The organism is Faecalibacterium sp. An122, from assembly GCF_002160895.1.
Taxonomy (GTDB): Bacteria; Bacillota; Clostridia; order Oscillospirales; family Ruminococcaceae; genus Faecalibacterium.
In genome coordinates, this window is sequence record NZ_NFLL01000003.1 from 103,465 (window position 1) to 127,192 (window position 23,728).

A 23,728-nucleotide genomic window follows, 5' to 3' on the forward strand; every position below is an offset into this window, starting at 1 on the left:
AGACAAGAAAGACGAGCGACTTTTATGAAAATTGCCTGTGTATCCCTGGGCTGTCCCAAAAACCAGGTGGACCTGGACGGGATGGTCTACACCCTGCTGGCCGCAGGGCATGAGACGGTGGCGGACATCGCCGAAGCCGATATGGTGTTGGTCAACACCTGCGGCTTCATCGAGAGCGCCAAGACCGAGGCCATTGAGAATATTCTGGAGGCCTGCAGCTACAAGCAGCAGAACCCCAACCTGAAAGTGGTGGTGACCGGCTGCCTGGCCGAGCGCTACCGCAGCCAGATCCGCACCGAGATCCCTGAGGTGGACGCGGTGGTGGGCTGTGCTTCCAACCGGGTCATCGATCAGATTGCGGCCCGGGTGGCGGGCGGCGAGCAGCTGGAGACCTACGGCCCCAAGCGGGACTTCCCCCTGGGCGGCAAGCGCGTCATCGGCACCCCGGCCCATTACGCCTACTTAAAGATTGCAGAGGGCTGCAACAACCGCTGCCACTATTGCGCCATCCCCCTGATTCGGGGCCCGCTCCAGAGCCGCGACATGGACGACTGCGTGGCCGAGGCCCAGTGGCTGGCCAGCGAGGGGGTCAAGGAGCTGATTGTGGTGGCCCAGGACCCCACCGCCTACGGCGAGGACTGGGGCAAGCCCGGCAGCATCTGCACCTTGCTGGACCGGCTCAACGCCATTGAGGGCATCGAGTGGATTCGCATTCTCTACGCCTATCCCGAGCGGATCACCGACGACTTCATCGCCGCCATGCAGCGGAACCAGAAGGTCCTGCCCTATCTGGACCTGCCCATCCAGCACTGCAACGACCAGATTCTCCACAATATGAACCGCCGCTCCACCCGGTCCGAGCTGCTGGACGTCATCGCCCGCCTGCGGGCGGCCATCCCCGGCATCACCCTGCGGACCACCCTCATCGCCGGTTTCCCCGGCGAGACCGAGGAGCAGTTTGAGGAGCTGTGCGAGTTTGTCAAGGAGGTTCAGTTTGACCGCCTGGGCTGCTTTGCCTACTCCGCCGAGGAGAACACCAAAGCCGCCTCCATGGAGGGCCAGCTGGACGAGGAGACCAAGACCCGCCGCGCCGAGATCGTGATGGACATTCAGACCGGCATCATGGCCCGCAAGCAGGCCGAAAAGGTGGGCCAGACCCTGCGGGTGATCTGCGACGGCCTGGACGACGAGAGCGGCCTGTATCTCTGCCGCACCGCCGCCGACGCCCCCGAGATCGACGGCGCCGTCTGCGTCGCCAGCGAGGAACCCCTGTATCCCGGCGAATTCTACGACATCCAGGTGGAGGAGAGCGATCTCTACGACCTGTATGGCCGGGTGGCTGAGGATACTACCGACGGGAATGCGTAAAAGCAGAATGCCGCTGCGTAAAATGGAACGGCGGTTTGGATGCAATACAAAGCGTCATAAACAAAAATAATAAGACGCTTTGGAGTATAAGAGGAGGAATCTTCGATGAACTTGCCCAATAAACTGACCCTGGCCCGCATCCTTCTGGTGCCGGTGTTCATGGTGTTTGCTTCCCTGACCCAGTACGGCGCGGCGGGCTATCAGCCCATGTGGTACCTGGCCGCCGGCGTGGTCTTTGCCCTGGCCAGCTTCACCGACTATCTGGACGGCCATCTGGCCCGCAAGTGGGGGATGATTACCGATTTCGGCAAGTTTGCCGACCCTCTGGCGGATAAGCTGCTGACCACCGTGGCCTTCCTGTATATGATGCGGGACGGCGTCTGTTCGCCGGTGGTGCTGTCCATCATTCTGGCCCGTGAGTTTGCCGTGTCCGGTCTGCGGATGGTGGCTGCCGGCGCCAAGGACGGCAAGGTGATCGCCGCCAACATGTGGGGCAAGGTGAAAACGGTGCTCCAGATGCTCAGCATCATCTTCTATTACTTCGCCGCCGCTCTGGCCGGCCCCACCAACGAAGGGGTCGTGATGATGGTGAGCGTGGCGCTGTGCTGGCTGGTGGCTGCCGTCACCGCCATTTCGGGCATCAAGTACCTGGTGGATAACCGCCACTTCATCAACACCGCAAAGTAATTGTTTCCGCGCCGTTTTCTGCCGTCCTCCGGGCCGGCGGGGCGGCGCGGTGTCACACATCAAAATCTGCGCACAGGGCGGGCTGAAAAGGCCCGCTCTTGGCGCATCTGGAGACACACGCCCGGGGACCTGGCTTCGGGGTGAGGCGGGACCGGTCCGGCATGTCCCAGAGGTTAGGAGGGAACTGTATGCACACGAGCCGCCTGCAAAAACTGCTGTCCATTCTGGCGAACCTGTCCATCGTCTGGATGGAGCTGAAGGCCATCCCCTTGAGCTGGAGCGGCGTACATGAGGAAATGTTTCTGTTTTATACTGAGCTGTCCAACCTGTTCGCCATGGGGGGCTGCCTGGTGACGGCGGTCTGTCAGATGGGATGTCTGGTCACCGGCCGGGAACTGCCCCTGTGGGTCCGCACCCTCAAGTACGTTGCCACCAGCTGCCTGATGATGACGTTCCTGACGGTGGTGTTTGTGCTGGCCCCCATCTGCGGCCCCGACGGACATTATGTCCTGCTGCTGACCAGCTCGATGCTGTACAACCACTTCCTCAACCCGGTGGTGGCCTTTCTCTCCTTTGTGCTGCTGGAGCGCAGCAGCCCCATGCCCCGCCAGACCGTCCGCCGCGCCATGATTCCCACCCTGCTGTATGGCAGCGTGGCTCTGGCGGCCAACGTTGCCAAGCTGTATAAAGGGCCGTACCCGTTCCTCTATGTTTATGACCAGCCCCTCTGGGCATCCTGTGTGTGGGCGGTGGTGATCCTGGGAGGAAATTACCTGATTGCCCTGATGGTCTGGAAGCTGGCCGGCGGCCGCCGCCCGGCTTGACGGGGCCTGTGCTTTTGGGTACAATAAAAGAACAGAACGAACGCCCGCCCAGGGCAGCAAGAAAAGACGGAGGTTGCGAGCAATGGCACGGAAAATTGGTATTTTGGGTGCAGGCACCTGGGGAATCGCGCTGGCGCGGATGCTGTCGGTGAGCGGCAGCGATGTGCTGGTCTGGTCCGCTATCCCGAAGGAGATCGACGACCTCGCCCAGACGAGGGTTCACCCCAACCTGCCGGGGATGGTTCTGCCCCAGTCGCTCCGCTTCACCAAGGATCTGGAGGAAGTGTGCAACGGCCAGGACATTCTGGTCTTTGCGGTGCCCTCGGTGTTTGTCCGCTCCACGGCGGCCAAGGCCCGGCCCTTCATCCGGTATGGCCAGCTGATTGTGGATGTGGCCAAGGGCATCGAGCCCGAGACCCTGTTCACCATGACCGAGGTTCTGGCCGACGAGCTGGCCAAAGAGGACGGCCCCCGCGGCTTCCGGCTGGTGGCCCTGTCCGGCCCCACCCACGCCGAGGAAGTGGCGCTGGATCTGCCCACCACCATTGTTTCGGCCTCGGCCGACGCCGAGGCGGCCTCCATTGTGCAGGACGCCTTCACCAACAAGTGCATGCGGGTGTACACCAACCCCGATATCAAGGGCGTGGAGCTGTGCGGCGCCCTCAAGAACGTCATCGCGCTGGGCGTGGGCATTTCCACCGGCCTGGGCTATGGCGATAATACCCGCGCCGCCCTCATCACCCGCGGCATCACCGAGATTGCCCGCCTGGGCACCGCCATGGGCTGCAATATCCACACCTTTGCGGGCCTGGCCGGCATCGGCGACCTGATCGTCACCGCCACCAGTCAGCACAGCCGGAACAACCGGGCCGGCCAGCTGATTGGCCAGGGCCGCACCCCCGAGCAGGCGGTCAAGGAAGTGGGCATGGTGGTGGAAGGCATGAACGCCCTGCCGGCCGCCATCGAGCTGAGCGAGCGGTACCAGGTGGATATGCCCATCGTCCGGGCCGTGAACGCCGTGGTGAACCAGGGGATGAACCCCGCCGACGCCGTCAACGCCCTGATGACCCGGGACCCCAAGGGCGAACTGACCTTCTGAGAAGATTCGGCATCATGCAAGCGGCACTGTCCTGCGGGATGGTGCCGCTTTTGGTTTGGAGCCCTTGACAAAAACACTACTTGTGTGGTAGGTTGAACCCAGAGGCCCCAGAGCGGGCGGCGATGGCCGCCCTTTCAGCCGGCCGGAAACGCAGCGGAGGAAACCCTTATGAATGAGATTTTCAGCCGGGCCAGCGTCCGGCAGTTTGAGCCCCGTCCGGTGGAACAGGAAAAGGTGGAACAGCTTCTGCGGGCCGCCATGGCAGCCCCCTCGGCCCGAAACCAGCAGCCCTGGGAGTTTTACGCCGTCACCAACCGGGAGACCCTGGATGCCCTGGCCGCATGCAGCCTCTATGCCCTGAGCCTGAAAGGCGCGCCGCTGGGGATTGTGATTTGCTGCCGCCGCAACTGCAGCCGGCCCGAATACGCCCAGATCGACTGTTCCGCCGCCGCAGAAAATATTCTGCTGGAGGCGGTGTCCCAGGGACTGGGCGCGGTGTGGCTGGGCATTGCCCCCATCGAGATGCGGATGGAAGCCACCGCCCAGGCCCTGAACCTGCCGGAGGACCTGTATGTCTTTGCCATCATCGCCTGCGGCTATCCCGCCGTGGAGCCAAAGCCCCAGGACCGCTATGACCCGGCCCGGGTCCACTGGCTGACCTGAGACTGTTTCGAAACACAAGCGCCCCCGCCCTGTGCCGGCCAAATTCGGAAACAACCGGATGCCGGCCCCAGGCGGGGGCGCTTTTTTGGGATGCCGCAAAGAGGAAAGAGGGAGAATGAAATCCAAAGGAGCCGTGCAGAGTCCGGCCCCAAGGATACCGGTTGGAACCCCGCCCGGCGGGAAAACCTGTGCCGCCCGGCGGGGCCTGGGCTCAATACAGCTGGGTGATGAGCTGGACACAGCGGTCAATGCCCAGGGTGCCGCTGTTGAGGGTCAGGTCGTAGTTTTGGGCGTGGCCCCACTTCATGTCGGTGTAGAACCGGTGATAGGCGGCCCGGCGCTTGTCCTTGTCCCGAATGCGCTGCTGGGGGGATTCCTCCCGCTCGCCGTACACCCGGACAATCCGGGCGGCCCGGAACGCCGGGTCGGCGTGGATGAACACCCGCAGACAGTCGGCGGTGTCCCGCAGGATGTAGTCGGCGCAGCGGCCCACAATCACACAGGGGCCCTTCTGGGCCAGCTCGGTGATGATCTTGTACTGGATCTTCCAGAGGTCGTCGGCGTTGCTGTGGCCCTGGGGATGATGGGCGAAGGCAGAGGCCAGAAAGCCGCCGGTGGAGTCCTCTGCCGCGTCCTGGACGTAGCTCTCGTGAAAGCCGCTCTCGGCGGCGATTTTCTGGATCAGTTCCTGGTCGTAGCAGGGGATGCCCAGGGCTTCCGCCGTCTTTTTGCCGATGGTGCGGCCGCCGCTGCCAAATTCACGGCTGATGGTGATGACTCGGTTTTTCATGTTGCGATGTGCTCCTTTCATGGGATGGGGGACAGGCTCAGGCAGCGGCCTCGGCCTTTTTCAGCAGGCTGCGCTCGTACAGCAGCAGGCCCAGCGAGAGAAGGAAGGCCAGACCGTCCGCCACGGGGCCGGTCCACAGAACGCCTGTGACGCCCAGAAACCGGGGAAGGATCAGGGCTGCAGGGACAAAGAAGATGATCTGACGGGCCAGGGACAGGATGGCCGACTTGATGGGTTTGCCCACCGCCTGGAGGTAGACCGCCACCACCGTCTGGAAGCCGGTCAGGGGGCACAGCAGCAGGAAGATGCGGAAGGCCATGACGGCGAACTCGTTGTACAGCCCTTCCTCCGAGCCAAACAGGGAGACGATGGTCATGGGGGTGAACTGGAAGATCAGGAAGGCGACAATGGAGACGATCTCAGACAGGACAAAGGCGATGTCCAGGGCCTTTTTGACCCGGGTGTAGTTTTTGGCGCCGTAGTTGTAGCCCAGGATCGGCTGAGTGCCCACCGAAATGCCCACCAGAATGGAAATCAGAATCTGGTTCACCTTCATGACGATGCCGGTGGCGGTCAGAGGGATTTCGGAGCCGTAGACCGATTGGGCGCTGTAGGAGACCAGCAGGTTGTTGGTCAGGGCCATGACGATGGTGATGGCGAACTTGGCGATCAGCCGGCCAATGGGCTCGGTGGCGAAGGGGCTTTGATTTTGGGGTGTCGTTTGTTCCATTTCTCATACTCTCCTTTGACTGTATAAGTAACTGGTTACCTATTAGGGCAAAAAGGAGGCAGTGTGCAGGGAAGATTCCACCGCACACCGCCCGGGAAGGCGTCTGGGGTTATTCGGCGTCGATGTTCTGGAGAATCCGGTCGGCCAGGGCGTTGAAGGCCGCCTTTTCGCTGTCGGTCAGGTCCCGGCACAGCTCGGCAAAGACTTCCGCGTCCTGCTCCAGAATCATCTTGTGGATGCCGGCGGACTGGTCGGTACAGGTGATTTTCTTGTACCGGCGGTCCTGGGCGCTGGGGGTGCAGGAGATCAGGCCCTTGCTCTCCAGGCGCTGGAGCATTTTGGTCATGGCCGGGTGGGTGACGTGTTCCAGCCGTTCCAGATCGTTCTGGTGGATTTCGGCCGCACCGGCGGCCTCCAGCCGGCTGATGGAACCCAGCACCCGCAGCTGAACCGAGGTCAGCCCCATGGCGGCGGCTTTTTCGTCCAGCTTCTTGCGGAAAGCCCGGTTGATGATGGCGATTTTCAGACCAAAAGGCATCATAGTCCGTTTTGTCCCACCTCTCATAAATAGGTAACCAATTACATATTATAAACCCTTTGCAGCGTTTGTCAAGGCCGCAGGGGTCAGATGAACATTTCCTGTTCGCGGGTGCGCTCGTCGGCGGACAGGTCGGCGATGGCGGTGCGGGCCGCCGCGGCCCGCCACTGGGCCGGGGTCTGGCCGGTCTCCTTTTTAAAGACCCGGCACAGGTAGTTGGCTCCCGAAAAGCCGCAGAGGCTGGCCACCACGTCCAGACTGTATTCCCGGTGCAGCAGCAGCTTCATGGCGGCTTCAATCCGCACCCCGGTGAGATAGCGTCCCGGCGGTACCCCCACCGCCGCCGTAAATACCCGGATCAGATGACTTTTGGAGACGCCCAGCCGCTCGCTCAGCTCTTCCACGCCGTAGAGGCCGGCGTAGTTCTGGCGGATGTCCTCAATGGCCGCCGCGGCCAGCGGGGGCAGGGGAGGGGCGGCGCTGTCGGCGGTGGCCAGCTCGCACAGCAGGGTAAAGACCTGCTGGCTCACCGACCGGCTGGAACCGGCTTCCTCTCCGGCCAGACGGCCCATCAGCTCGGCGGCGCCGGGGCAGGTCTCGCCCCGGGCGGAAAAGGGCTGTTCCGGCAGGCCGGCCAGCATCTGGGCCGGGGCCGAGCCGGTCAGCATCAGACAGAGAAAATGACACTCGCCCGACGGTGTCAGCACCAGGGGACCGCGGCTCAGAATCAGGCCGCCGGCCTCCACCGGCTTGGGGGGAAGCGGGGGCAGAGAGCCCGGCAGATCCCCCATGGCGGCGGTGCAGCTGCCGCTGGACAGCAGACAGACCCACAGCCCTTCGCCGGACAGGATCAGGGGGGCGTCGGTCTGTTCGTCCCGCACGGCAGCCAGGGCGGCGGTGGATTCCCAATGATAAATCAATATCCGACACCTCTAATCAATAAAATGCTATATCATATCACAAAAATATCTGCTATTATAGTACCAGCAAGTGAGAGCCCCGTCAAGGGCCATCCAAGAACGTTTGAAACACCGTCCATTGTATATAGGAGGCAACACCATGGCTTCGATTAGCTGCCAGCACATCTACAAGATTTATCCGGGCGCTACCGCCCCGTCCGTCACCGACTTCAACCTCGAGATCCAGGACAAAGAGTTCATCATCTTCGTCGGTCCCTCGGGCTGCGGCAAGTCCACCACCCTGCGCATGATCGCCGGCCTGGAGGAGATCTCCAAGGGCGAGATGTACATCGGCGGCCGCCTGATCAACGACGTTCCTCCCAAGGATCGTGATATCGCCATGGTGTTCCAGAGCTACGCTCTGTACCCCCACATGACTGTTTACAAGAACATCGCTTTCGGCCTGGAGCTGCGCAAGACCCCGAAGGATGAGATCGACAAGCGCGTCCACGAGGCCGCCAAGATCCTGGAGATCGAGCACCTGCTGGACCGCAAGCCCAAGGCTCTGTCGGGTGGTCAGCGTCAGCGTGTCGCCCTGGGCCGCGCCATGGTCCGTAACCCGGCCGTCTTCCTGCTGGACGAGCCCCTGTCCAACCTGGATGCTAAGCTGCGTACCAGCATGCGCACCGAGATCATCAAGCTGCACAAGAAGCTGGCTACCACCTTCATCTACGTTACCCACGACCAGACCGAGGCTATGACCATGGGCGACCGCATCGTCGTCATGAAGGATGGCATCATCCAGCAGGTCGATACCCCGCAGAACCTGTACGATTACCCCTGCAACACCTTCGTCGCAGGCTTCATCGGCAGCCCCCAGATGAACTTCCTGGACGGCACCGTCACCAAGAAGGGCGACCAGTACGGCATCGACCTGGGCGGCGACATCGTTCCCCTGCCCAAGGACAAGACCGCTGACGGCAAGCTGGACGCTTATGTCGGCAAGAAGGTCAAGATGGGCATCCGTCCCGAGGATATCGACGACGAGCCCGAGTTTATGGCAAAGCACACCGACTGCCAGCTGAACGCTGAGGTCGAGGTTTCCGAAATGATGGGCGCCGAGATTTACCTGTACCTGGACTACAAGGGCAACAAGATGACCGCTCGTGTGTCCCCCACCTCCAAGGCTCGCCATGGCGATACCGTCCGCGTTGCCTTCGATCCTCGCAAGGTCCATGTCTTCGACGTGGAGACCGAGCTGACCGTCCTGAACTAAGACGGCCCTGGCCCCGCCTGTGCGGGACCCACTGAATCTGTCATAGATCCCCTCATCATAGAGACGTAAGCTTCTCCTAACGCAGAAAGCCGCTGGCACGTTGTGCCGGCGGTTTTCTGTGTCTGCGGAAAAGAAAACCCGTTCGAAAAAGTGTACCTTTCCGAACGGGCAAAACATGGAGTTTCTTGCTAAAATTATAACAAAAATTCTACATAATAGCAATACATCAAGAGAATGAATTTCTCCTCTGAAATTGTTCGGAAAAGTACACTTTGCCGAACAAAAATCAGAAGGAGGAAGGAAAATGTGTCTCAAAAAATGTATGGCTGTGCTGCTGTCGGTGGCCCTGGCTCTGTGCCTGGTACTGACAGGATGTGGAGGAAGCGGCCCCCTGACGGAGGTTATCCTGGATTTGCTGGACGGTTACTATAAAAATATTGCGGTTGACAGTGACCCCGATCTGGAAAAAGCTCTGCGAGAAGCGGTAGACCAGGGAGGCACCGAGGAGGAAATCCTTGCTCGGATCATCAACAGCATGAATCTGACCGGAAGCAGCATTCAATTTACAAGGCTTGGTGACGGACAGCAGGGAGATCATGCGCTGGATGTTGTTTTTCAGCTGGGCACAGACCCCGATGCGGCGGCACGGCAGGCCATGGCTGAATGGAGCAGGATTTTTGGTTCCCTGCCCTCAGACGGTCAGTATGAGGCCCATGTTTCCATGGTGGAGGAAAACGGGGGCTATTATGTTGCCGTGGATGTAACCGTGGTGAAAGCAGGCCGGTCCAACCAGGATGATGAAGAGGATGGACCGGTGGTACTGACCGAAATTTCGGTGAGCGGCAAGTTCAAGATAGAATACCATGTAGGGCAAACCTTTGATCGGAACGGTATGGTTGTCACGGCTTATTATAGTAATTCGACTTCCAAGCAAGTTACTGGTTATACCGTTTCGCCCGAAAAGTTTGAGACCGAGGGAAGTATAACGGTAACCATCACTTATGAGGAAAGCAACATTCCTAAAACCGCAACGGTTACGGTCACCGTTGGCCCAGACCCCGGCTATACCACAACAACCGACAGCCAGGGCAATATCACCGGCTATTCTGTGTACAACGAAGATGGCCTGAGAGCCTGGGCAGAAGCGGCGACAAATAACCCCTACCTCAACTGCACCCTGACCGATAACATCACCCTCACGAGCGATTGGACCCCCATCAGCTCAACCTTCGCCGGTACTTTTGACGGCAACAACAAATACATTTCCGGGCTGAAGATCAGGAATACGGACGGCAATAAGGCTGGTTTGTTTGCCCAGATTTCTGGAACGGTGAAGGACCTGGAGCTGAGAGATGTAGACATAGAAGTATCCGTAAACCGCGGCAAGTATGTGGGTGCAGTGGCGGGATACAGCACCGGCACAATTGAAAACTGCGTGGTTTCGGGCACTGTAACCGGAAACGGGCAGGGTTTGGGTTTCAGCGTTGGCGGCGTGGTAGGCGGCAGTTCTAAAGCAAAAATTATTGGTTGTTCCTCGACAGCTTCTGTAACCGGCGATGGCCAAGCTGGCCGAGTCGGCGGTATTGTCGGAAGTAACATGAGTAGCTCTTATGTCATTGCCTGTTATCATACGGGTGGTGCTATAACTGGAGATGGCACTGGTAATATTTATGCCGGTGGTGTAGTTGGACGAAACGTTGTTTCGCAGGTTACCGCCTGTTATGCTTCCTGTAATGTAAATATCTCCAACGCCCAAGGTAATGCCGGCGGTGTGATTGGATACGACGATGGTGGTAGCTATAATGCCTGCTACTGGGCAGGAACCATCAAGGAAGGAACCGCCGAACATGGCTGGGGTGTCGGCAATAACTCTGCCCATACTGGAGCAACGAAAGTTGGAGATGGTGTTACTTGGATAGAGGCTGTAGAGCGTATGAATGAAAAACTGAGTGAAGAAGGTATTAGCTGGAAGTTTGCTCAGGACGGCGATAAAAACAGTCTGCCCACCCTCTCCAAGTGATAATCCATAGCGTTTTACCCCGCCCCACTCCGGGCGGGGTTTTTAACATTGCCTGCAATAAAACCCCTGCTCCTCTGTGGAAGCAGGGGTTTTCTCTTGATGGATAAATCTGTGTCTTAAGAGCCCCACTGGGGCGATCCCGCAGGGATGGGGGAATTGCCCGCCGCCGTTTGGCGGCCGCAGAGGGAGATGAAAATTTCCATCTGGGGTGTGATCCACTTGTCCTTGTGGCAAAAGAGCTGCCGCCGCATCTCGATGCGGCAGTCCGCCACCTCCAATGGTACCGCCCGCCCCGTCAGACAGGTTTCCACCATGTACCGGGGCAGAAAACTCAGCCCCAGCCCCTGCTCTACCATCCGGCACAGCAGGGCGGCATCTCCCAACTCCAGATAAGGCCGCAGCGCCAGCTGCCGGGCCGCCAGCAGCTGTTCCAGAGCCTCGCGGTAGCTCATGCCCCGCTCGGTGAGAAGAAACTCCTGCCCCGCCAGATCGGCCAGAACCAGGTCGTTCCGCCCCGCCAATGGATGCCCGGCCGGCGCCAGAAAACAACAGGACTCCGGCTCGTCCAGAAATACCCGGTTGGAGGGATTGGTCAGGGGCAGGTCAAAGGTGTAGGCCAGGTCGGCCCGGTTGGAGGAAAGCAGATCCTGCATGGTCTGGGTGTTGGAGGTGATGAAACTCACCTCTACCCGGGGACACAGGGCGTGGAACTGTTCCAGCAGCGGGGGCATCAGGGCGCTGCACAGGCTGTCCGCAATGGCCACCCGCAGGGTGCCGTGGGCCTCGGGGGTGGGCTGCAGGGCCGCTTTGGCCTGCTGGGCAGTGGTCAGCAGGGTGCGGGCGTATTGCAGAAAGGTCTGGCCCGCGTCGGTGAGACGGACCGACTTGGCCACCCGGTCAAACAGCGGCACCCCCAGCTCCTCCTCCAGGAGGGCAATCTGGCTGGATACCGCCGACTGGGAATACCCCAGCTCCCGGGCCGCCCGGGAAAAGCTGTGAAGTTCGGCCACATGAAGAAAGGTGTTGATGTTGCGCAGTTCCATGGCTCACTCCCTGGTGATCTGGCGGACGGTGAGAACCCCTTCCGCCACCGTGAAATGGACTTCAAACCCCGCAAACCGCATCCCGTATACCCTTTCGGGATCGTTCTGATAGGAGGGGCGGGGATCGTTTTCCAGTACGCCGGCCAGAGCCTCCCACTGGGCGGGAGACAGCATGGCCCGCAGCTCCGCGGGACAGTCCACCGCCAGATGATAGGTCCGGGTCTGGGCGGTGTAGCCCTCGGCGGCGTCGGGATGGCTGTCCACATAGGGAATATAGGGCTTGATGTCGTAGATGGGGGTGCCGTCCAGCAGGTCGGCCCCCCGCACCCACACCACCGGCCCCAGGACGGGGTCTTGCTGGACGGTTTCCAGCCGGACGCAGGACAGCCCGATGGGATTGGGCCGGAACGGGGAACGGGTGGCAAACACTCCTACCCGGGTGTTGCCGCCCAGCCGGGGCGGCCGGACGGTGGGGGACCACTTGTCCCGGACCGCCTGGGTGAACTGCCACAGCAGCCAGACGTGGCTGAACTGTTCCAGTCCACGGAAGGCGCTGGAGTCCCGGTATTCCGGCTCAAAGACGATGCGGGCCCGCAGCGCGTCCACCAGGCCGCTCTGGCGGGGAATCCCGAATTTATCGGCGAAATCGCTCTCGATGTGGGCGATGGGATGGAGGACAAAATCCTGGTCTGCCATCGAAACACCTCCTTATAAGCTGCGGCAAAGGCCCACGGCCTTGCCCTCGATTTGAATTTCGGCCAGCTGGGGCCCGGCATAGATCATGGGCGGGCAGACGGCAGCGTTGTCGGCCAGCAGCATGACGGTGTCCCCCTGGCGGTGGAAATGTTTGAGGGTGGCTTCCTCCCCGATGCGCACCGCCGCAATCTCGCCCTGTTCCACCTCGGGCTGAAGCCGGATGCAGACGATATCCCCATCCCGGATGGTGGGGGACATGCTGTCCCCGTGGCAGGTGAGGGCAAAGTCGGCGTGCCAGTCGGCGGGAACGCCGATGTAGCGCTCGATGTTCTGTTCGGCGATGATGGGGGTGCCGCAGGCGATGGACCCCACCAGGGGCACCTGGGTCATCCGGGGCAGGGGCTCAAAGCCGGCGGGGACCGGGACGGCCTCCGCCTCCAGACCCAGCAGCCAGGCGGTGGTGGTCTCGAGGGCGGCTGCAAAGTCCTCGAGCTTGTTTTGGGGGATGTCGTTGATCCCCTTTTCGATCTTGGTGATGGAAGATTTGGACCGATAGCCCATCCGGGCGGCCAGTTCTTCCTGGCTCATGCCCAGCTCCTCCCGCCTCTGGCGGATGCGGACCGACAGGACCGACATGGGAATGCCTCCTTTTGTTTGCAGGGTGAACGATGGGTTTTGCACCCTGAGTATACCATAAAATTGCATTTAAATCAACTTTTTCAGAGAAATACCCAATAGATGTTGACAATAAATCACCTTTGTGGTAGACTTGCAAGTAGATCGAGAATCAACCAAACAACTTGAGAAGGAGGCACAGAATGATTGATCGTGAACGACTGAATCAGAGGGTCCAGGTCAGCGGCTATAAGCGGAAGTATCTGGCCCGGGCCATGCGGATGAGCGACAGCTCGCTGCGGAACAAACTGGAGGGAAAAAGCGAGTTCAAGCTGAGCGAAGCCCAGCGGCTGAGCGTTCTTCTGGGCCTCAGCCCGGAGGAACAGACCCGGTGTTTCTGGTACTTAAAGTAGATTGAAAATCATCCAAAATGGGAGGGGATTCATGACCATTGAAGACCGACAGAAGTGCCGCGCGGCGCTGTGGCACTGGAAACTGATTGAGCGCCAGACCGATCCCCGGAACCTCAGCTGGGCCCAGGCGCTGCGCCGCACCGCGGCCTATTATGAGCGCAGGGACCCCATCCGGGCGGGCATCCTGAAGGAGCGCTACCGCCGCCACCGGACTGAGGAACAGGTACTGGAAGAACTGCACATTGGCCGCACCACCTATCAAAAGGCCAACACCGACCTGATGAGCACCCTGGCGGTCTACGCCGCCCAGGAAGGGGCGCTGTAGGCCGGGGGCAGCCAACAGAAAAGCCCCCGCCGGCGGCGCAGAGGCCGGGCAGGGGCTTGTGGTGTCAGGTCTGAGGGGGATCTTTGTCCGTTGTCCGGGGGGATTCGCAGCGCTGGTGGCAGGAGGCGCAGTTGCCGCCGCAGCCTTCGCCCTTCCAGCCGCCATTTTTGGAGATCCAGACCACCGCCAGGGCAAACAGAACGATCAGAACCACCAGGGTGATGATCCCGCGCACCGTCAGCATAGAAACAACCTCTTTTCTGTGTGAGATGGAGCAAACCGCCCGAATTCCGCCGGCCAGGGCCTGCGGAGCGGTTCGGATGGCTTCTAGTATACACGATTTTGACCCCGGGGGCAATGCCTGACCCCAAAAAACACCGACTGAACGTCGCTTTGCGGAACAGGAAAAATTTTTGGACCAAAATGCAAAAAAGGGCTTGCAATTTTTCAGCCTTCATGCTATAATATGCCTGTTCCGATTCGGAGGATTAGCTCAGCTGGTTAGAGCACCTGCATCACACGCAGGGGGTCTGGGGTTCGAGTCCCTAATTCTCCACCATTAGAGACTTGCTCGAACACTTTAGGGTGTTCGAGCAATTTTTTTATTTGGAATGGCGTATTTGGCTTTTCGGTGTCTATGGATGAAGTGCTCCGCATTGGCGGGGCTTCCGTCTGAGGCAAACCAGAAAACGAGGCAGGTATACCCTGAAACAGGGTGTACCTGCTTTTTTGCTATACACCCGGCATCTGCCGGGCCCTGGGAATTTTGTTTGGAGCCGTTCAATAATTTGGCCCTGTATTGTTTGCTTTCCTCGCTCTGGTAGAAATCCAGAATGTCTGGCCCAGTGGTCCGCTTCAAATATCTTGTCTTCACTTCAGTACCAGTTATTCGGCGTTTGCTGCAATTTCGATGACTTTGCTTTTTTCTATGCTATACTGTAATAAAAACACAGCCGCCCATCAGACGATGAAAGGCGGTGAGCCGAATGGTGGAGGATTGCCGCCCCGGCAATCGAAAAGCGAGGTGGATGAAATGCGGACTGTCTTTTCGAACATTGCGTGGAAGGGCCTGAAAGGCCGCCGGCGAGCCACCGGGATGATGCTTTGTGTCCTGGCGGCAGCGTTTGCCCTGATGACGGCTATGCTCTGCTATGACAGCAGCGGTGCGGTGGCCATGGAGGAGACCCGCAAGTCGATCTATGGCGAGTGGCAGATTGCGCGCTACGCCCTGAGCGAATCCGAGGCGGCGGAGTTCATCCAGGAGACAGACCCCGCCGCCGTGGGCCGGGCAGAACAGTACGCTTTTCTGGTCAATGAACAGGGACTGGCCTTCGGTGCGCTGGGCACAGCGGATGCCGGGTATTTTTCCTGCGGCCGGTTGGAACTGCTGAGCGGCCGCCTGCCGCAGAACGAATCCGAAATCGCCATGACCACCTCGGTGCTGGACGGTATTGGGGCCTCTTATGAGCTGGGGCAGACGGTTTCGTTTTGGGCAGCAAACGGCGACGGCGACCCGGTCGCCCTCCGCTATACCCTCTGCGGCGTGTTGCCCTCCTATGATGCCTATTGGGCGGTGGATGGCAATCTGCCGGTGGATGCGGTCCTTTCCGGGACCGAAGGACTGCCCGCCGGCTGGCGGCCTGCCGTCCAGCTGCTCTGCCGCTATGACGGGGCGGTTCCTGTGGTCCCGTATCTGGACGGCGCGCAGGACCCCACCTGGGTCAAAAATACCTATGCTTACCCGGAGGACCCGGCTTCCCGTCAGGGGCTCGCGGTGTTTGTGGCAGGCTGCGCCTTTCTGACCCTCTGCGCCGTGTATGGCATGTGTTCCATCCAGCTCCGGCGGCGGGAGGAAGGATGGACCGCTTTGCGGATGATCGGCGCAGCCAAGGGAATGATTTTCCGTATCTGTCTGTGGGAGGCGCTTTTTCTTCTGGCGGCCAGCCTGCCGCTGGGGGTAGTGCTGGGTCTGCTGCTCTGCCTGGCCGGGCTGGCGGTTCAGGGCCAGGCGGCCTGTTTGACCCTTCCGGTCCTTTCCCTCTGCGGGGCCCTGGCGCTGGGAAGCGCGGCGGTTTTGGCCGGTATGCTTTTGCCGGCGGCGCGCCAGGCGGGGCAAAAGCGGACCCATCTGCCCCAGAAAAACGTAAAACTCCGGCGGAAGGTGCGGCTGCTTTCCCCGATGCCGCTGCGGGTGGTGGTCCTGAATGCGGCCGGCCTGATGCTGGCTCTCTGCTGCGTTTTTCTGGCCGCCTGGGAGATGCTGCCCTATCAGCGGCAGGCAGAGAACGCCGCCGTGAATATCCTCTCGGGGCGGGATGCCTTGACCGAGGGCCTGATGCAGGATCTTGACCGCCTGCCGGATGTGGAACAGACCGCCGCCCGGACCGATCTGCCGTTCCAGAGCGGGCTGACCGGGGAGGTCTTTGCCCGGGAGGATTACTGGACCCTTTACATGAACCAGCCCAGCGGCGTCACCTCCTTCCGGATGCAGGATGAATCCACGGTGGAGACCCGGGTCTATGCCCTGCCGGAGAAGGACCTCCGGCAGCTGGCAGAGGCCTGCCTGAGCGAGGTGGACATGGACCGCCTTCTCCGGGGCGAGAGCGTTTTGCTCTATACCCAGACGTTTGCCTTGAACGAGGCAGGGGTAACCCAGTGGATCGGAGAAACCACCGACTTCACCGGGGAACAGATGACCCTGCACTACCCGGTCCTGAACGGCGGCAAGGCCGCCAGAGAGATGACCATCGGGGGCTGCTTCAGCGCCCTGCCGGAGGGGATGCTGGCCGCCAACGGAATGTTTCTGACCGCCTACAGCGTTTTCTGCAGCGAGACTCTGGGCCGTCAGCTCTGGGCGGATGAGGTGGGGACCAGCTACGGCTACACCACCATCAATGTCCGCCTGGCCGAGAACGCCTCCTATGCCACCCAGAAGTCCATTGCTTCTCTGGCAACAGGGCGGGGCGGTGTGCTGCGCTCCAACGGATATGAAACCGCAAACCGCCTCTTTCAGGAGGGCTCTGCCTCTGCGTTCCTCAGCGGGGCGGCGGGCGTTCTCAGCGTGGCCCTGGCATTCTTCCTGCTGTGGAATCTGTTCCAGATGTATTGGCAGAACCAGCAAAAGCGGGTGGGCCTGTTCCAGGCGGAAGGGGCAGCCCGGCGGATGTTCTGGCGCAGCGGCCTCCGGCAGGGGGCGGCCGCGGGGCTGGGAGCCCTGGTTCTGGGCAACGGAGCGGTGGCGCTGCTCTGGTCATTCACCAGCGCCCAGCTGATAACCGAACAGCGAGGGGACATTTACGTCCTGTCCGCCCTGCCCATGCGGGCGGCTGAATATCCCTGGACCCTGCACACAGCGGTCTGTTTCGGTTATCTTCTGGTGGTTTTGTGCCTCCAGCTCTGGCCCCTGGTCCGCACCATCCAGCAAAGCCCCATGCAAAACCTGAAGGAGGGGGTCTAAACCATGCGCGAGATTGTTTTGGGAGCAAAAGCTCTGACCAAGGTCTATGGAAAAGACGGCAGCGCAGTTCACGCCCTGCGGGGGGTGGATGTGGAGATTCAGCGGGGCAGTTTCACCGCCATCATCGGCAAAAGCGGCTGCGGAAAATCCACCCTGCTGCAGGCGCTGGGAGGTTTGGACGTTCCGACCGGAGGACAGGTTTTTCTGGAAGGACAGGACCTGTATTCTCTGCCGGACGAGGAACTGGCGCGGCTGCGGCGGACCCGGCTGGGCTTTGTGTTTCAGGCGTTCCACCTGCTGCCCGAGTACACCATCCGGGACAATATCCTCCTGCCTCTGATGCTGGAAAACCAAAAGCCGGACAGGGAGTATCTGGACTTTCTGGTGGAGCGGCTGGGCCTGAAAGAGCTTCTGCACCGGCAGCCCGGCCAGCTTTCGGGCGGGCAGCAGCAGCGGGCTGCCATCGCCCGGGCCCTGATCGCCCGGCCGGCGGTGGTGCTGGCGGATGAGCCCACCGGCAACCTGGACCGCCGGAACAGTGAGGAAGTCTTCGCCATGCTGCGGACGGTGGCGTCGGAACAGCACCAGACGGTGGTGTATGTGACCCACGACCCGGACCTGGCCCGGTCGGCCGATCGGGTATTGCAGATGGAGGACGGGCGGATTGTTTCGGACTGGATTCCGGCAGAACATCCGGATGGCGGTGCAAAGTCGGACCGGGAACTTTACCAGGCCCAGCGGAGGGCCTCCCACGAATTTCAGGCGCAGCTGGATGTCCTGGGCCAGCTCATGCAGGAGCAGGATTATGCTGCCGCGCAGGAATACCTGCAGGCAGTCTCCGGGCGCCAGGCCCGGCGGCTGGTTCTGGTGGACTGCCGCCATCCTGTCCTGAACGCCCTGTTTAACGTCAAAGCCGGTGCGGCAGAGTCCAGGGGCGTGGAAGTTCGTTTCGAGGTCAATGACCTGTCGGAGCTGCCCTTTGATCCGGCGGATTTGACGGTTCTGCTGTCCAATCTCCTGGACAACGCCGTCGAGGCATGCGAGAAGGCTCCACAGCCCCGGATCATCGAGGTGCGGGCCCTGAAAGAGAAAAGCTTCTTCTTCTCGGTCCGCAATACGTCCCTGCCGGTGACCATCCGGGACGGCCAAATCTCCACCACCAAGCCCCACCCCGAACTCCATGGCTTCGGCTTGCCCAATGTGAAAGCCATGGTGCAGAAATACAAAGGCGACTGCGCCATGCAGTACGGGGATGGATGGTTCCAGTTTGCAGGCGAGCTGCCGCTCATCTGAAAACAATACAAGCACCGGGCTCTGCAAAGAGCCGGGCGCTTGGTTGGTTTGTCGGGTTTTCTTCAACGGGAGATGACAGGGGGAAAGGGAATGGCTGCTTTCTTATGGTTCAGAAAAATCTCCATGTCGTCTGCCCTTTCCACAGCAGATACTGCTGTTTGTGCTGGGCATAGTTTTTGGCACTGACCGGCAGCCGCACCCCGTTTTGCAATTCCACAGAGCCGTACTGGAACTGTTGAATATACGCCATGTTGACCAGATAGCTGCGCTGTATGCGCAGGAACCCTGCATCTTCGAGCTGCCGGGTCAATTCGGTCAGGCTGGCATAGAAGCGGCAGGGTTCGCTTTCGCCGCTGGACAGAAACGCGGTGACAATCCTCTGATTGGACTCAAAGTAGAGCACATCCCGGAGATGCAGCTCGACCATGTTTCCATCGGACCGCACCACGATGGATTGACGCCGGCGTTTGATCTCCTCCACGGCGAGGGAGAAACAGGCGGGGAGTTTTTCCTCCAGGGTGGGTTTCAGCAGATAGCGGAACGCCTGTACCTCGTATCCTTCGGGGGCGTACTGGATAAAGTTTGTCACAAAGACGATGACTGCGTCCGACCGGGCGGCCCGCAGCCGCCGCGCCAGGGTCAGCCCATTCAGGCCCTTCATGTCGATATCCAGGAAAGCCAGATCAAACCCGGAAAGGTCTTTCAGCTGTTCCGGATGCTCTGTGGCCGTCAGCTGGGCCTGAATCTTCCGGCAGGGCTCAGCCAGCAGCGCAGTGACCCGGCCGAGGGCCTTCTGGTCGTCATCACAGACCAGAATCTTCATGTTCCATCCCTCCCAGGGGTTCATGATGGCTGTCCGACACAAGATTCCGGGAAAATGCAGAATCCTCCCGCCCGTGTGTTCGAAAAGCCGCCATCATGGAAGCAGTTTCGCTTGAAAAGATAAATGCTGCTTTGATTGTAACACAAAAAGAGCGTTTCTCAACCCAAATGCAGCAAACAACGCTTTTTCCGTCATGAAAAAAGAAAAGGCGCTTGCACAACAAAGGCGTGACACAGGGGGCTTTCTGTGCTACAGTAAAAGCATCACTTGACATGGAGGATGCAATGACAACGATATTTTTTGTGCGCCATGCGGAGCCGAATTACGATAGCCGTGACGACAGGCTCCGGGAGCTGTCTCCCAAGGGATTGGAGGACAGGAAGCGTGTGACTGCTTTTCTGGCCCGGAGGCAGATTGACGCGGTTCTTTCCAGCCCCTATAAAAGGGCGGTGGATACCGTCCGGGATTTTGCGGACCGGTATGGGCTTTCGGTCCGGACCGTCGAGGACTTTCGGGAGAGAAAGGTGGACCAGGGCTGGATTAAGGACTTCACCGCATTCTCCCAAAAACAGTGGGCGGACTTCTCTTATAAGCGGCCCGGCGGCGAATGCCTCCAGGAAGTTCAGGACCGGAACATAGCCGCGCTGAAAACGGTTCTGGAACAGTACCGCGGCAAAAACATTGTGATTGGAACCCATGGGACGGCGCTGTGCACCATCCTCCATTACTACCGTCCCGGGTTTGGGTACGACGACTTCGTCCGGATCAAAGACGTTATGCCCTGGATCGTGGAATGTACCTTTGACGAAAATCAAAACTGCGTCCAGATCCGCTCTTATGAGCAGCTGTAAGCTGCTGCCGGCTTATGGTGCGGTTCTAAAAACAAACCCGGCGGCGCTGTGCGCCCCGAAGACAGAAAAAGCCCAGGCTGTACCGCTGACGGTACAGTCTGGACTTTTCTTTGTGTCTGGATGGGGGTCAGATATCCTTGGTGGCCACAATGTCCACGCCGGTGCCGCACACGTTGGCCAGAACGACCTGCCCGATGCGGACCGGGGCGGTCAGCTCCACCGCATCCAGGGCAGCCACCACGGCAAAAACCATGTCTTTGGGCACCGGGCCGCTGGTCTTGACCGGGCAGCGGGGCCGGCTGCCGCCGGTGCATTTGACGGTGGAGGTCACCATCCGGGTGGGATGGATCAGCTCGGCCCGGCCATAGGCTTCGCCCCGGGGGCAGCGGTTGCCGGTGACGGTGTAGCCGTTTTCATCGTCCACCTTCAGGTGGCAGCCCTGAGGGCAGGTAATGCAGATCAGTTCCTTCATATCAGTTTACCTCCCGGATGGATACCGTCAGGGTGGGGCCGGCCTTGTCCAGCAGGGCCCGCGGCAGGGTGATGTGTTCCATCTCGCCGGGGGCCAGATGCTCCCGCTTGAAGCGGGCGATGGGAACATCGCCGCTGGTGACCAGGATTTCCGAGTCCTTGCAGATGCGGTTGACCCGGAAGAACAGCCCGCAGCTCTTGTCCACCCGCTGGGGCCGGATGTGCTGGGGAACGGTGTAGGTGACGCCGGGGCCGTTCTGGATCTCGATGACCCGGCTTTCGTGTTTGGCGTCCTCCATCAAGTAGGCGGCCGCGGCCGCGCCGGCCCGCTGGCTCTCGGCGGTGACGTAGTCCACCAGATCGTGGACGTGGCAGACGTTGCCGCAGGCAAAGACACCCGGCATGGAGGTCTCCATGTTTTCATAGACCACCGCGCCCCGGGTGCGGGGATCAAGGGCGATGCCGGCCTGCTGGGTCAGCTCGTTTTCGGGCAGCAGGCCCACCGATAACAGCAGGGTGTCGCAGTCAAAGATCATCTCGGTGCCGGGAATGGGCTTGCGGTCGGGACCCACCTGGCTGACCACCACCTGTTCCACCCGGTCTTTGCCCCGGATGTCGGTGACGGTGTGGGAGAGGTACAGGGGGATGTCAAAGTCCTGCAGGCACTGGACAATGTTCCGGTTCAGGCCGCCCGAATAGGGCATCACCTCCACGCAGGCCAGCACCTTGGCTCCTTCCAGGGTCATCCGGCGGGCCATAATCAGGCCGATGTCGCCGCTGCCCAGAATCACCACCCGCTTGCCCGGCAGGTAGCCTTCCACGTTGACATAGCGCTGGGCCGCCCCGGCGGTGAATACGCCGGCGGGCCGGGTGCCCGGGATGGAGATGGCGCCCCGGGTCCGTTCCCGGCAGCCCATGGCCAGCACGATGGCCCGGGCCTGTTCCACCCGGTAGCCGGTGGTTTTGCCCACCATGTGGACCTCCCGCTGGGGGGTGATGTCCAGCACCATGGTGTCCAGACGCACCTCCACCCCGGTCTGGGACAGCAGGTCCACAAACCGGGCGGCGTACTCGGGGCCGGTGAGCTCCTCTTTGAAATACTGCAGGCCGAAGCCGCTGTGAATGCACTGGTTCAGAATGCCGCCCAGCTCCTGGTCCCGCTCCACAATCAGGATGCTGCGCAGGCCCTTGTCCCAGGCGGAACAGGCGGCCGCCAGCCCGGCGGGGCCGCCGCCAATGACAATCAGATCATACATGAGCGCTGCCTCCCTTCGTCTCGCCCCAGAGCAGCCAGGTGCCCTTTTTGTCCTGCTGGATGTCTTCCGGATGCAGATGGAGTTCCCTGGCCAGGATTTCCACCACCCGGGGCCCGCAGAAGCCACCCTGACAGCGGCCCATGCCGGCGTTGACCCGCCGCTTGACGGCGTCCACCGAGCGGGGCGGGATGGGCCCGTGGAGGGCCTCCAGGATTTCGCCCTCGGTTACCGTCTCGCAGCGGCAGATCACCCGGCCAAAGGCGGGTTCTTTGGCCACCAGGTCCGCCCGCTGGGCGGGGGACAGTTCCTTGAAGCGGGTGCGGTGCCGCTCACAGACAAAGTCGGGCCGGGGTTCCAGTGCGAGGCCGGCGTCGTTCAGCAGCTGGACCAGATATTCTGCAATGGCCGGCGCCGCCGAGAGGCCCGGCGAACAGATGCCGGCAGCGTCCACAAAGCCGTCCTTTTCCTGCAAAATAAAGTCGTGGATTTCGGTATTGGCCCGGACCCCCGCAAAATTGCGGATGCACTGCCCAAAGGCAATGGACGGCACCGATTTCAGGGCGGTGGTCCGGACAAAGTCCAGCCCGGCGGCGGTGGTGGCGGTGTCGTCGCCCTCCACCGGGGCGGCGTTGGGGCCCACAATCAGGTTGCCGTGGACGGTGGGACTCACCAGAACCCCCTTGCCGTTCCGGTTGGGGCACTGGAAGATGGTGTGGGAAACCCGGCTGCCCTCGGCCTTGTCCAGCAGATAATATTCGCCCCGGCTGGGCCGTATGGTGAATGCATGGGGCGCGGCCATGTCGTGGACGGCGTCGGCGTGGACGCCGGCGGCATTCACCAGATAGCGGGCGGAGAAATCCCCCTGGCTGGTGTGGACCAGCCAGCCGCCGCCGGTTTTCTCGATGCCGGTGACCTCGGTTTCCAGATGAAGCCGGGCCCCGTTGCGGACGGCGGTTTCCGCCAGCGCCAGACAGTATTCCCAGGGGGAACAGATGGCGGCGGTGGGAGCGTAGAGGGCGGCCTGTACCTGGTCCGACAGCTGGGGATCCATGCTGCGGGCCTGGTCGCCGGTGAGGATTCCCAGGCCGGGCACGCCGTTGGCGTCGCCCCGGGCCTTGAGGGTGTCCAGGGTGGCGCACTCCTCCGGGGTGAAGGCCAGCACAAACGAGCCGCAGGCCCGATAGGGGACGTCCAGCTTTTGGCACAGCTCCCTGGCCAGAGCCACGCCCCGCACATTCAGCCGGGCCATCAGGGTGCCGGGCAGGGGATCGTAGCCGGCGTGGAGAATGGCGGAATTGGCCTTGGTGGTGCCGTTGGCCACGTCGTTTTCCTTCTCCAGAATGCCCACCCGGACCTGGTATTTGGAGAGCTCAAAGGCCGCGGCGGCGCCCACAATGCCGCAGCCGATGATGAGTACATCGTACATAAGCAAAACCTCGATTTCTGTCTTTGGCGGCTGGATAAAGACAAAAAAGCGCAGGACACCCCATAGAAAATGGTTTGCCTTGCGCTTCTCAATCTCTCACACAAATCTAGCATTTGGAATATTCACATTTGTATTTTTACAATAGCACACAAAACGCAAAAATTC

General features: G+C 60.8%; 24 protein-coding genes and 1 tRNA gene. 13 read left to right on the forward strand and 12 right to left on the reverse strand.

Annotated elements, in window-relative coordinates:
• Positions 1-24: 24 nt before the first annotated feature.
• The 5 genes from rimO to B5E67_RS03930 all read left to right on the forward strand — a co-directional run bounded on the left by rimO (position 25) and on the right by B5E67_RS03930 (position 4,641).
• Positions 25-1,368, forward strand: a complete 1,344-nt coding sequence (gene rimO / locus B5E67_RS03910; protein WP_087383020.1) for a 30S ribosomal protein S12 methylthiotransferase RimO — start codon at positions 25-27, stop codon at positions 1,366-1,368.
• A 105-nt stretch (positions 1,369-1,473) separates the two neighbouring features.
• A complete protein-coding gene (pgsA, locus tag B5E67_RS03915) occupies positions 1,474-2,055 on the forward strand; it encodes a CDP-diacylglycerol--glycerol-3-phosphate 3-phosphatidyltransferase (RefSeq protein WP_087246348.1) in 582 nt (193 codons plus the stop codon).
• A gap of 188 nt (positions 2,056-2,243) precedes the next feature.
• Entirely contained in the window at positions 2,244-2,879 is a 636-nt protein-coding gene (locus B5E67_RS03920; RefSeq protein WP_087383023.1) for a hypothetical protein, read from the forward strand.
• Positions 2,880-2,961: 82 nt separating this feature from the next.
• Complete coding sequence (locus tag B5E67_RS03925; protein ID WP_087383026.1) at positions 2,962-3,978, forward strand: NAD(P)H-dependent glycerol-3-phosphate dehydrogenase; 1,017 nt, start codon at positions 2,962-2,964, stop codon at positions 3,976-3,978.
• A 168-nt stretch (positions 3,979-4,146) separates the two neighbouring features.
• Positions 4,147-4,641 (forward strand): nitroreductase family protein, encoded by a 495-nt coding sequence (locus B5E67_RS03930; protein WP_087246351.1) that lies wholly within the window; start codon positions 4,147-4,149, stop codon positions 4,639-4,641.
• A 211-nt stretch (positions 4,642-4,852) separates the two neighbouring features.
• On the opposite strand, the gene B5E67_RS03935 is transcribed toward B5E67_RS03930, so the two are convergent.
• The 4 genes from B5E67_RS03935 to B5E67_RS03950 all read right to left on the reverse strand — a co-directional run bounded on the left by B5E67_RS03935 (position 4,853) and on the right by B5E67_RS03950 (position 7,619).
• The gene (locus B5E67_RS03935; RefSeq protein WP_087383029.1) at positions 4,853-5,431 is read right to left on the reverse strand and encodes a cytidylate kinase-like family protein; all 579 of its coding nucleotides are present in this window, start codon (positions 5,429-5,431) and stop codon (positions 4,853-4,855) included.
• Between the two features lie 37 nt (positions 5,432-5,468).
• Positions 5,469-6,161, reverse strand: coding sequence for an MATE family efflux transporter (locus B5E67_RS03940; RefSeq protein WP_087383032.1), 693 nt, complete (start codon positions 6,159-6,161; stop codon positions 5,469-5,471).
• A 109-nt stretch (positions 6,162-6,270) separates the two neighbouring features.
• Complete coding sequence (locus tag B5E67_RS03945) at positions 6,271-6,702, reverse strand: MarR family transcriptional regulator (protein WP_087246354.1); 432 nt, start codon at positions 6,700-6,702, stop codon at positions 6,271-6,273.
• Positions 6,703-6,785: 83 nt separating this feature from the next.
• The gene (locus tag B5E67_RS03950; protein ID WP_087383034.1) at positions 6,786-7,619 is read right to left on the reverse strand and encodes an AraC family transcriptional regulator; all 834 of its coding nucleotides are present in this window, start codon (positions 7,617-7,619) and stop codon (positions 6,786-6,788) included.
• Between the two features lie 139 nt (positions 7,620-7,758).
• Between B5E67_RS03950 and ugpC the strand changes: the two genes are divergently transcribed.
• Positions 7,759-8,874 carry a sn-glycerol-3-phosphate ABC transporter ATP-binding protein UgpC gene (gene ugpC / locus B5E67_RS03955; RefSeq protein WP_087246356.1) on the forward strand — a complete coding sequence of 372 codons (1,116 nt, stop codon included), beginning with the start codon at positions 7,759-7,761 and terminating at the stop codon, positions 8,872-8,874.
• Positions 8,875-9,178: 304 nt separating this feature from the next.
• Positions 9,179-10,894 carry a bacterial Ig-like domain-containing protein gene (locus B5E67_RS03960; protein ID WP_087383037.1) on the forward strand — a complete coding sequence of 572 codons (1,716 nt, stop codon included), beginning with the start codon at positions 9,179-9,181 and terminating at the stop codon, positions 10,892-10,894.
• A gap of 116 nt (positions 10,895-11,010) precedes the next feature.
• Here the strand turns inward: B5E67_RS03960 and B5E67_RS03965 are convergent, their stop codons facing one another.
• From B5E67_RS03965 to B5E67_RS03975, 3 genes are read right to left on the reverse strand one after another with little or no spacing between them, the layout of a single operon-like run.
• Positions 11,011-11,937 carry a LysR family transcriptional regulator gene (locus B5E67_RS03965; RefSeq protein ID WP_087383040.1) on the reverse strand — a complete coding sequence of 309 codons (927 nt, stop codon included), beginning with the start codon at positions 11,935-11,937 and terminating at the stop codon, positions 11,011-11,013.
• A gap of 3 nt (positions 11,938-11,940) precedes the next feature.
• Entirely contained in the window at positions 11,941-12,633 is a 693-nt protein-coding gene (tsaA, locus tag B5E67_RS03970) for a tRNA (N6-threonylcarbamoyladenosine(37)-N6)-methyltransferase TrmO (RefSeq protein ID WP_087383043.1), read from the reverse strand.
• Positions 12,634-12,645: 12 nt separating this feature from the next.
• Positions 12,646-13,269 carry an XRE family transcriptional regulator gene (locus B5E67_RS03975; protein WP_087383045.1) on the reverse strand — a complete coding sequence of 208 codons (624 nt, stop codon included), beginning with the start codon at positions 13,267-13,269 and terminating at the stop codon, positions 12,646-12,648.
• A gap of 182 nt (positions 13,270-13,451) precedes the next feature.
• Here B5E67_RS03975 and B5E67_RS03980 point away from each other — a divergent pair, with 182 nt between their 5' ends.
• On the forward strand, positions 13,452-13,661 hold the full coding sequence (locus tag B5E67_RS03980; protein ID WP_087246360.1) for a hypothetical protein: 210 nt from the start codon (positions 13,452-13,454) through the stop codon (positions 13,659-13,661).
• A gap of 31 nt (positions 13,662-13,692) precedes the next feature.
• On the forward strand, positions 13,693-13,986 hold the full coding sequence (locus tag B5E67_RS03985; protein WP_164488764.1) for a SqdX protein: 294 nt from the start codon (positions 13,693-13,695) through the stop codon (positions 13,984-13,986).
• A gap of 64 nt (positions 13,987-14,050) precedes the next feature.
• On the opposite strand, the gene B5E67_RS03990 is transcribed toward B5E67_RS03985, so the two are convergent.
• Positions 14,051-14,230: a FeoB-associated Cys-rich membrane protein gene (locus B5E67_RS03990; RefSeq protein ID WP_087246361.1), complete on the reverse strand. Its 180-nt coding sequence runs from the start codon at positions 14,228-14,230 to the stop codon at positions 14,051-14,053.
• A 238-nt stretch (positions 14,231-14,468) separates the two neighbouring features.
• On the opposite strand from B5E67_RS03990, the gene B5E67_RS03995 reads away from it, so the two are divergent.
• The 3 genes from B5E67_RS03995 to B5E67_RS16080 all read left to right on the forward strand — a co-directional run bounded on the left by B5E67_RS03995 (position 14,469) and on the right by B5E67_RS16080 (position 18,736).
• Positions 14,469-14,545, forward strand: a tRNA-Val gene (locus tag B5E67_RS03995).
• Between the two features lie 474 nt (positions 14,546-15,019).
• Complete coding sequence (locus B5E67_RS04000; RefSeq protein ID WP_242956758.1) at positions 15,020-17,443, forward strand: FtsX-like permease family protein; 2,424 nt, start codon at positions 15,020-15,022, stop codon at positions 17,441-17,443.
• A 3-nt stretch (positions 17,444-17,446) separates the two neighbouring features.
• Positions 17,447-18,736 (forward strand): ATP-binding cassette domain-containing protein, encoded by a 1,290-nt coding sequence (locus B5E67_RS16080; RefSeq protein WP_087383048.1) that lies wholly within the window; start codon positions 17,447-17,449, stop codon positions 18,734-18,736.
• A gap of 109 nt (positions 18,737-18,845) precedes the next feature.
• On the opposite strand, the gene B5E67_RS04010 is transcribed toward B5E67_RS16080, so the two are convergent.
• Positions 18,846-19,559 carry a LytTR family DNA-binding domain-containing protein gene (locus tag B5E67_RS04010; RefSeq protein WP_158098844.1) on the reverse strand — a complete coding sequence of 238 codons (714 nt, stop codon included), beginning with the start codon at positions 19,557-19,559 and terminating at the stop codon, positions 18,846-18,848.
• Positions 19,560-19,843: 284 nt separating this feature from the next.
• Here B5E67_RS04010 and B5E67_RS04015 point away from each other — a divergent pair, with 284 nt between their 5' ends.
• Positions 19,844-20,410 (forward strand): histidine phosphatase family protein, encoded by a 567-nt coding sequence (locus B5E67_RS04015; protein WP_087383054.1) that lies wholly within the window; start codon positions 19,844-19,846, stop codon positions 20,408-20,410.
• Positions 20,411-20,537: 127 nt separating this feature from the next.
• Here B5E67_RS04015 and B5E67_RS04020 read toward each other — a convergent pair whose 3' ends face one another.
• Genes B5E67_RS04020 through B5E67_RS04030 form a run of 3 tightly spaced genes read right to left on the reverse strand, consistent with a single transcriptional unit; the run spans position 20,538 to position 23,563 of the window.
• Positions 20,538-20,882, reverse strand: coding sequence for a DUF1667 domain-containing protein (locus tag B5E67_RS04020; RefSeq protein ID WP_087363866.1), 345 nt, complete (start codon positions 20,880-20,882; stop codon positions 20,538-20,540).
• Position 20,883: 1 nt separating this feature from the next.
• Complete coding sequence (locus B5E67_RS04025) at positions 20,884-22,137, reverse strand: FAD-dependent oxidoreductase (RefSeq protein ID WP_087383057.1); 1,254 nt, start codon at positions 22,135-22,137, stop codon at positions 20,884-20,886.
• Entirely contained in the window at positions 22,130-23,563 is a 1,434-nt protein-coding gene (locus tag B5E67_RS04030) for an NAD(P)/FAD-dependent oxidoreductase (protein WP_087383060.1), read from the reverse strand. Before B5E67_RS04030 ends, B5E67_RS04025 begins: the two co-directional genes overlap by 8 nt.
• Positions 23,564-23,728: the final 165 nt, after the last annotated feature.

Excerpts from the sequence above, each read along its gene's own strand:
- B5E67_RS03920 (WP_087383023.1), top strand. The coding sequence starts at position 2,244 with ATGCACACGAGCCGCCTGCAAAAACTGCTGTCCATTCTGGCGAACCTG.
- B5E67_RS04020 (WP_087363866.1), bottom strand. The coding sequence starts at position 20,882 with ATGAAGGAACTGATCTGCATTACCTGCCCTCAGGGCTGCCACCTGAAG.
- pgsA (WP_087246348.1), top strand. The coding sequence starts at position 1,474 with ATGAACTTGCCCAATAAACTGACCCTGGCCCGCATCCTTCTGGTGCCG.
- B5E67_RS03960 (WP_087383037.1), top strand. The coding sequence starts at position 9,179 with ATGTGTCTCAAAAAATGTATGGCTGTGCTGCTGTCGGTGGCCCTGGCT.
- B5E67_RS03930 (WP_087246351.1), top strand. The coding sequence starts at position 4,147 with ATGAATGAGATTTTCAGCCGGGCCAGCGTCCGGCAGTTTGAGCCCCGT.
- tsaA (WP_087383043.1), bottom strand. The coding sequence starts at position 12,633 with ATGGCAGACCAGGATTTTGTCCTCCATCCCATCGCCCACATCGAGAGC.
- B5E67_RS03940 (WP_087383032.1), bottom strand. The coding sequence starts at position 6,161 with ATGGAACAAACGACACCCCAAAATCAAAGCCCCTTCGCCACCGAGCCC.
- rimO (WP_087383020.1), top strand. The coding sequence starts at position 25 with ATGAAAATTGCCTGTGTATCCCTGGGCTGTCCCAAAAACCAGGTGGAC.
- B5E67_RS03945 (WP_087246354.1), bottom strand. The coding sequence starts at position 6,702 with ATGATGCCTTTTGGTCTGAAAATCGCCATCATCAACCGGGCTTTCCGC.
- B5E67_RS04025 (WP_087383057.1), bottom strand. The coding sequence starts at position 22,137 with ATGTATGATCTGATTGTCATTGGCGGCGGCCCCGCCGGGCTGGCGGCC.
- B5E67_RS04015 (WP_087383054.1), top strand. The coding sequence starts at position 19,844 with ATGACAACGATATTTTTTGTGCGCCATGCGGAGCCGAATTACGATAGC.
- B5E67_RS16080 (WP_087383048.1), top strand. The coding sequence starts at position 17,447 with ATGCGCGAGATTGTTTTGGGAGCAAAAGCTCTGACCAAGGTCTATGGA.
- B5E67_RS03935 (WP_087383029.1), bottom strand. The coding sequence starts at position 5,431 with ATGAAAAACCGAGTCATCACCATCAGCCGTGAATTTGGCAGCGGCGGC.
- B5E67_RS04000 (WP_242956758.1), top strand. The coding sequence starts at position 15,020 with ATGCGGACTGTCTTTTCGAACATTGCGTGGAAGGGCCTGAAAGGCCGC.
- B5E67_RS04010 (WP_158098844.1), bottom strand. The coding sequence starts at position 19,559 with ATGAAGATTCTGGTCTGTGATGACGACCAGAAGGCCCTCGGCCGGGTC.
- ugpC (WP_087246356.1), top strand. The coding sequence starts at position 7,759 with ATGGCTTCGATTAGCTGCCAGCACATCTACAAGATTTATCCGGGCGCT.
- B5E67_RS03975 (WP_087383045.1), bottom strand. The coding sequence starts at position 13,269 with ATGTCGGTCCTGTCGGTCCGCATCCGCCAGAGGCGGGAGGAGCTGGGC.
- B5E67_RS04030 (WP_087383060.1), bottom strand. The coding sequence starts at position 23,563 with ATGTACGATGTACTCATCATCGGCTGCGGCATTGTGGGCGCCGCCGCG.
- B5E67_RS03985 (WP_164488764.1), top strand. The coding sequence starts at position 13,693 with ATGACCATTGAAGACCGACAGAAGTGCCGCGCGGCGCTGTGGCACTGG.
- B5E67_RS03965 (WP_087383040.1), bottom strand. The coding sequence starts at position 11,937 with ATGGAACTGCGCAACATCAACACCTTTCTTCATGTGGCCGAACTTCAC.
- B5E67_RS03990 (WP_087246361.1), bottom strand. The coding sequence starts at position 14,230 with ATGCTGACGGTGCGCGGGATCATCACCCTGGTGGTTCTGATCGTTCTG.
- B5E67_RS03925 (WP_087383026.1), top strand. The coding sequence starts at position 2,962 with ATGGCACGGAAAATTGGTATTTTGGGTGCAGGCACCTGGGGAATCGCG.
- B5E67_RS03980 (WP_087246360.1), top strand. The coding sequence starts at position 13,452 with ATGATTGATCGTGAACGACTGAATCAGAGGGTCCAGGTCAGCGGCTAT.